The following is a 6,061-nucleotide window of genomic DNA, read 5'->3' as shown; positions in this document are numbered from 1 at the left end:
CTCCACCGTTGGAGTCCGGGCGCACACGCCTTTTAATATGGGGCTTCTTAGAAACTCACTCCACCGGCCGAAGGGCGCGTCCTGTTCCGCGGTAAATGGCCACTGTCCGTTCCCCCGCGCGTACCATGACGTCCACAATCATCCGGCGGCCCTCGTGGAAGCTCACTTCCGCGGAGGCAACCAGTTCGTCGGCGATGTGAGCCGGAGAAATGTAGGAGATGGAAGCCTCGGCGGTCGCTATTCCGGCGCCGAAAGTGTTGGCGGCCATCGCGAAAGCGGTGTCGGCCAGGGCGAACACCAGACCGCCGTGGGCAATGCCGTGCCCGTTGGCCATGTCAGGCATGACGGTCAGGACTGCAGTGGCTCGCCCCTCACTGGCACGCAGCACCGTGATGCCCATGCCTTCCAGGGCACGGTCGGCGGCCAGCATCGAGCGGGCTGGCTCAGCAATCAGCGTTGCGGGGTTCACGCGAGCCGCTCCACTACCATCGCCATGCCCTGGCCACCGCCGACGCAGAGCGTGGCCAGGCCGAGCGCACCGTCGGTGGTCTGTAATCCATTGATAAGCGTCCCGACCAGCCGGGCGCCGGTCGCGCCGAAGGGGTGCCCCAGTGCGATTGCCCCGCCGAACGGGTTGACCCGCTCCGGATCGGCGCCAAGCTTCCGCACCGCGGGAACCACCTGCGCGGCGAAAGCCTCATTCAGTTCAATAATGTCAATGTCCCCGATCGTCAGTCCGAGGCGCTCAAGCAGGCGGCGGGACGAGTCCACCGGACCAAGACCCATGATTTCCGGCGACAGGGCGCTTGCGGCACTGCCCAGGATGCGGGCCAGCGGCTTGAGCCCCAGTTCGCCCGCGCGCTGTGCACTCATGACCACCAAGGCAGAAGCACCGTCATTGAGCGGACTGGCGTTTCCTGCCGTGACTGTTCCGGATTCGTGGAACACGGGCTTCAGGCCGGAGAGGGCCTCCAGGGTGGTGCCAGGGCGCGGGCCGTCGTCCGTCCTTACCACGGCGCCTGTGGTCGTGGTCACCGGGACGATCTCGCGGGCGAAGTATCCGGACTTGATGGCCCGCTCTGCCCTGAGCTGGGATTCCAAGGCCCACTCGTCCTGGTCGCGGCGGGTGGTCCCGGTTTGGCGTGCCACGAACTCGGCGGTTTTGCCCATGGACACGTAGACGTCGGGCAGCTGCCCATAATTCCGCGGATCCTCCCAGCGCTGATCCGATTCGAAGAGCTCGTCGGCACGCCGTGCCGCGTCCGCGAAAGCGGGGTGCGGGGACTCCACTACTGGCGGCGTCGAACTCGTCGATTCGACGCCCGCGACCAAAAACGCTTCCCCGTCGCCGGCCTTCACTGCCTGGGCCGCCATCGCGGTGGCCTGCAGCGAGGAGGCGCAAAACCGGTTGACGGTCACCGCCGGTACGTTGTCCATTCCGGCCAGCACCATGGCGCGGCGCCCGATGTTGTCGCCCTGGGCACCCTGCGGCACCGCGCACCCAACGTAGGCGTCGGACAACCCGATAGAGTCAATGTGCCCGAGGTCTGAGAGCGCTCCGCGGATTGCGGCTACGGCAAGATCTTCGGGACGCACTCCGGCCAGCGAGCCCTTGCGGGCGCGTCCGATCGGGGTCCGGCGGTACGAGACAATGACCGCGTCATTGGACGCGATGGCGGTACTCACGATGATGTGTCCTTTCATTGTGGATCGCCCGTCGGCAGACTTAATCCACGGGCCGGGAATGGAATTCGCCGGATCGGGATCGCCAAAGTGCCGTAGGCACATTAAGTACCGAGACAGACGTACAATCGAGTATATACGGACCGTATCGTATTGCACAAGGTTTCGGCCTTCTTACCGGGCGTCCTCGCTCATTGCGCGGGAGGAGCGGGTACTCTCCCTGCCACTACTTTGCAGCAAGCCCCTCAAGCGCCGTCTGCATGACGGCATCGGTGGCCTTGGCGGCGAGGGGGCCGGATTGGAACAACAGACGAAAGTAGATCGGGGCGTAGAGCATCTCCGTCACGACTTGAGCATCGAGATCCTTGCGCATTGACCCCTCGCTGATGGCCCGCTCAACCAGGGACTCAACAACCAGCGCACGCGGGGACCAGAAATGCTTCTTGAACTCAGACATCGCTGCCTCATCCTGCTGGCACTCTCCAATGAGTTGCGCCACGAGCCGGCCCTCACTACTGGCGTAGACGTCCGCAAGCGAGGCCATGTGCTCACGGAGCGCGTCGATCGCGGACAAGTCCTCCCGCACTGGGGTCCGTGCCACATGGTTGTCCAGGAATGTATCGATTACCACAGCAACCTTGCTCGACCACCACCTGTAGATGGTGGTCTTGCTGACCCCCGCTTCGCGGGCAATGCGCTCAATGGAGAGTTTTTGAACCGTAAGCCCTTCTGACCCCGAGTCTTCGAGCAACTTCATGGTTGCTTCCAAAACGGCCCGACGACTCTCTTCGCTTCTGATTGCCATGCGCCAACAATACGTGCCAGATCATCCAATACGAAACGTACTCAATCACTTGCGGGCGATTTCTTCGCTCCGGGCGTTACGGGACCCCAGATCCAGCCGTTGGTTGGCAGCCAGCCGCCGTGATGCCGCGCCATCTTTGAATACTGATGTGACGCACGTTACAATCGGTACGGAACGGATCGAATATTTGGAAGGTGGCCATGATGTCAGTACTGGACACCCGTTCGGTGCCACCAGCTGAGCGCCGGGACTACTGGTCGGCGGGGATCGCCGAACGCTTCTTCCCCATGCAGGTCGAATCGGTCGGGGCGTCGTCCTTTGAGGCCCGCCTGGCAGGTGGGCAGATGGGACCGGTCCGGGTCCAGTCCATCCAAGGGCTTGCCCACCGCGTGGCCCGGACGCCACAGATGATCGCGACTGCAGACCCCGAATGCATCTTGCTGTATCTGCTGACCCAGGGCTCCAYCCATATCGAGCAGGACGAGCGCAGTTGCGTCCTCCGCCCCGGCGACGTTGCGTGCCAGGATACGTCGCGGCCCTCCACCTTTGAGAGCCGAGAAGGTTTCGAGGTAGTCGTCTTCAGCATTCCCAGATGGTTCATCGGGGCGCAGTCCGAGGGCATCACCCGGCAATCTGCTACGAGGGTGGATTCGGGCCAAGGACGACTCACCGGGCCGGCAACGCCGTTCCTCGCACAGCTCGCCCGAACCATCACGAGCGGCGGCGGGCTCTTAGGCTCCGACGGGGAATCCGCGGCAGAAATGCTTCTGCCGCTACTCCGGGGCATGTACGGTGCCCAGGAGATTTCCAATCCGCAGATTACCGATCCGCGCTCCCGCTCCGAGGCCTTCCTCGCACGGATGCAGCGCTACGTGATGGAGCACCTGCACGATCCGGAACTCGGACCCGAGCTGATCGCACAGGCCCATTACGTGTCCACCCGCTACGTGCACAAGATCTTCGCATCCTCCGGCAGCGGGGTGTCGTCCTGGATCCGCGAGCGGCGGCTTGAAGGTGCTGTGTTGGATTTGCGCCGGTCTCCGGAAACGACGATCGCGACTGTTGCCGCGAGGTGGGGATACCGCCATCCGGCCAGCTTCAGCAGGGCTTTTCGCGAGGTGCACGGTTTCGCGCCGCGGGATGCCAGGCAGTTGCCGGAAGGACCTGGGAACCCCCCGCCCTTTTAGTAAGGCGGGGGGTCCTAAGGATGCGCGGTCAGATTTGCGGGAAACCGGCCTTCCTCAAGCGGGTGCCCCAGATCCCCGACTTGCCCGGGGCGATGATCCCGTTCGGGTCGAGGGTGTCCTTGATCGTCTCGTTGAAGCGCCGCAACGCGTGATCATTGAAGCCGAATTGGTCAGCCGCCAGGTCCATAAAGGACAGGTGCGCCCGGTATTCACCGTAGCCTCGCTTCCCCGCCTCCGCGACCATGCGCTTGGCAAGGGCATACGCCTTGGCGACCTGCTCCGGATTTTTAGTGTCAAAGGGGATCACGTTGATGAACGTGGTCGACCTGGCGTTGATCGGGAGCATGCCACCGAGGAAATCAAGGCCCACCTCCGCGCACATTTCGGCCATAAGCTTCTGCGCGGCGATCGCGTGCTGCGCCGTGAGCGGGATGACCGGCGAGAAGTCTACGTGGCCGCCCTCCTCGCCGCCTGACCATCCAGCCATCTTGTACAGGTCCTGGCTCGGCACCCCGATCTGCACCCGCTCATGCGGGTTAGGCAGCGTCTCCCAGGCGTCCGCCCCGTGCTTCTGGCCCATAAGGTCCACGCTCGGGATCTGAAGGAAACGGGCCTCGAGCCTCGCGAAGTTGTGGTCGACCACCGCCTCGTCGCCATAAAGGGCAAAGCGCATCATCCAACGGCCAAGTCCCATGTCCTTGGCGATCTTGTCGATGATCTCCTCGGGCATCGGGCCCTCACCGGTGTACCACTCAGCACGGGTGGTGAGCATCGAGGCCATGCATAGCGTGTTCGACAGCTGCGGGCGCATGTCGATCGTGCCGGCCAGCATGAGCTCGCGCAGCGCATCGACTACGGCGGGCATCTGCGCCTCGTCCCAGACGCGCAGCCACAGCGGCATGTACACCTCGGGTTTGGGCATCAGCCAGTAGCCCATCTTTGTGACGATGCCGTAGTTGGACTGCATGAACATCTCAGTCGAGGTCGGCCCAAGGCCACGCTTGTAGAGCGGCCACGTCGGGTTGTTGTCCATGGCGCCCGAGCCGGTGCGCATGAGGTCGCCGTTTGGGAGCACCACCTCGAAGCCGCAGTGCGAGGCCTGGTCGATCGAGTACGGCATGTAGGTGAGCCCGTGCTCGAGCGTGTTCGAGACGACGCCTCCCCAGCCGATGTCCACGATGGAGGCGACGAGGTTGTGGCCGCCAGCCTTGATTGCGTCGTGCAGGTCGTACCAGCTCACACCGGGCTCCACGATGGCGTACCCGAGCTCCTCATTGATCTCCAAGACGCGGTTCATGTTCCGGAAGGACAGCATGACGGAGCCGCGCACCTGCGGGGCGGCTCCCCCGTAGCCGTTGTTCTTGCCTCGGCTTATGGGCCACAACGGGATTCGATACTGGTTTGCGATCCGAACGACTGCCTGGACGTCCTCGGTACTCGTGGGGCTGACGACGGCGGACGGGAGATTCGTCGCGGAGCTGGGAACCTGGAAGGGATCCTGGAAGTCCTCCAGGGACGCGGCATCGCTAGCAACCTTCTCTTCGCCGATCGCAGCGGCGAACGCCGCCAGTGCCTCTTCAAGGTCGGACTCGGTGACGCCGGGTGGGAGCGGGCGAACGGACGTCTCAGGGGTAATACTCATCTTAAACATCTCCTTTGATGCAGTGTGGCGTGCGTAACACGTGCTGCTTATCCTGAGCCATCTGGGCCGGGGCTGGGAGACCGCCCGACCCGTAGTGCAGTTCGTGCACAGAAGTGTGCACGAACTGCACCATCACACCGCTCCGTTGCCCCGTCCCCTCCGCGCCGTGGTTGCATGGGCCCAATACATAAAACGAGGTAGACGGAGAAGAAACCATGACTAGTGGTCGTCTTGAAGGAAAAGTGGTTCTGCTGACAGGCATCGGCGGCGGGATGGGCCGGGTGACCGCCCGACTGTTCGCACGTGAGGGCGCTACAGTCGTCGGTTGTGATCTCGATGCAGTAGGAGCCGCGGAGACGGTACGCCTGGTGAAGGCGGAGGGCGGCACGATCGAATCTAGCGCTCCTTTGGACCTGGGAACCCGGGAGGACATAGATCGCTGGGTGGGCGATGCGCTCGAACGTCACGGACGCATCGACGTGCTTTACAACAACGCCAGCAAACCGAAATTCGCGCCCTTCGCACAGATGAGCGCCGAAGATTACCGTTTCACCCTCCAGAACGAGCTGGACCTGGTGTGGCACGCCTGCCAAAGCGCATGGCCGCACCTTGCCGCCGTCGGCGGTGCGATTGTGAACATCGGCTCGGGCGCCGGGATCCAGGGCGCACGAGCCCTGCCGCAGGCCGCCCACGCTGCCGCGAAAGGGGCCGTCATCGCTCTCACCCGGCAACTCGCGGCCGAGG

6 protein-coding genes are annotated in these 6,061 nt (G+C 63.7%); 2 read left to right on the top strand and 4 right to left on the bottom strand.

Annotated features, from left to right (window positions below):
* Positions 1-55: 55 nt before the first annotated feature.
* From AB4Y86_RS09820 to AB4Y86_RS09810, 3 genes are all read right to left on the bottom strand, one after another.
* A complete protein-coding gene (locus AB4Y86_RS09820) occupies positions 56-469 on the bottom strand; it encodes a hotdog fold thioesterase (protein WP_441402056.1) in 414 nt (137 codons plus the stop codon).
* Complete coding sequence (locus tag AB4Y86_RS09815) at positions 466-1,686, bottom strand: acetyl-CoA C-acyltransferase (RefSeq protein ID WP_441402055.1); 1,221 nt, start codon at positions 1,684-1,686, stop codon at positions 466-468. The genes AB4Y86_RS09820 and AB4Y86_RS09815 overlap by 4 nt, the downstream gene beginning before the upstream one ends.
* A gap of 223 nt (positions 1,687-1,909) precedes the next feature.
* Positions 1,910-2,440 carry a TetR/AcrR family transcriptional regulator C-terminal ligand-binding domain-containing protein gene (locus AB4Y86_RS09810; protein WP_441402054.1) on the bottom strand — a complete coding sequence of 177 codons (531 nt, stop codon included), beginning with the start codon at positions 2,438-2,440 and terminating at the stop codon, positions 1,910-1,912.
* A gap of 248 nt (positions 2,441-2,688) precedes the next feature.
* Here AB4Y86_RS09810 and AB4Y86_RS09805 point away from each other — a divergent pair, with 248 nt between their 5' ends.
* Positions 2,689-3,675: a helix-turn-helix domain-containing protein gene (locus AB4Y86_RS09805; protein WP_441402053.1), complete on the top strand. Its 987-nt coding sequence runs from the start codon at positions 2,689-2,691 to the stop codon at positions 3,673-3,675.
* Positions 3,676-3,703: 28 nt separating this feature from the next.
* Here AB4Y86_RS09805 and AB4Y86_RS09800 read toward each other — a convergent pair whose 3' ends face one another.
* Positions 3,704-5,317 (bottom strand): FAD-binding oxidoreductase, encoded by a 1,614-nt coding sequence (locus tag AB4Y86_RS09800; protein ID WP_441402052.1) that lies wholly within the window; start codon positions 5,315-5,317, stop codon positions 3,704-3,706.
* 242 nt (positions 5,318-5,559) lie between these two features.
* Here AB4Y86_RS09800 and AB4Y86_RS09795 point away from each other — a divergent pair.
* The coding region (locus AB4Y86_RS09795; protein WP_441402051.1) for an SDR family NAD(P)-dependent oxidoreductase at positions 5,560-6,061 on the top strand (502 nt) is incomplete at its 3' end.

Origin of the sequence: Arthrobacter sp. 2YAF22_2 (assembly GCF_052114645.1) — a bacterium.
In the GTDB taxonomy this organism is placed as follows: domain Bacteria; phylum Actinomycetota; class Actinomycetes; order Actinomycetales; family Micrococcaceae; genus Arthrobacter.
The sequence above is the reverse complement of the archived record's forward strand: the minus strand, read 5'-3'. Positions and strand labels throughout refer to the sequence as shown.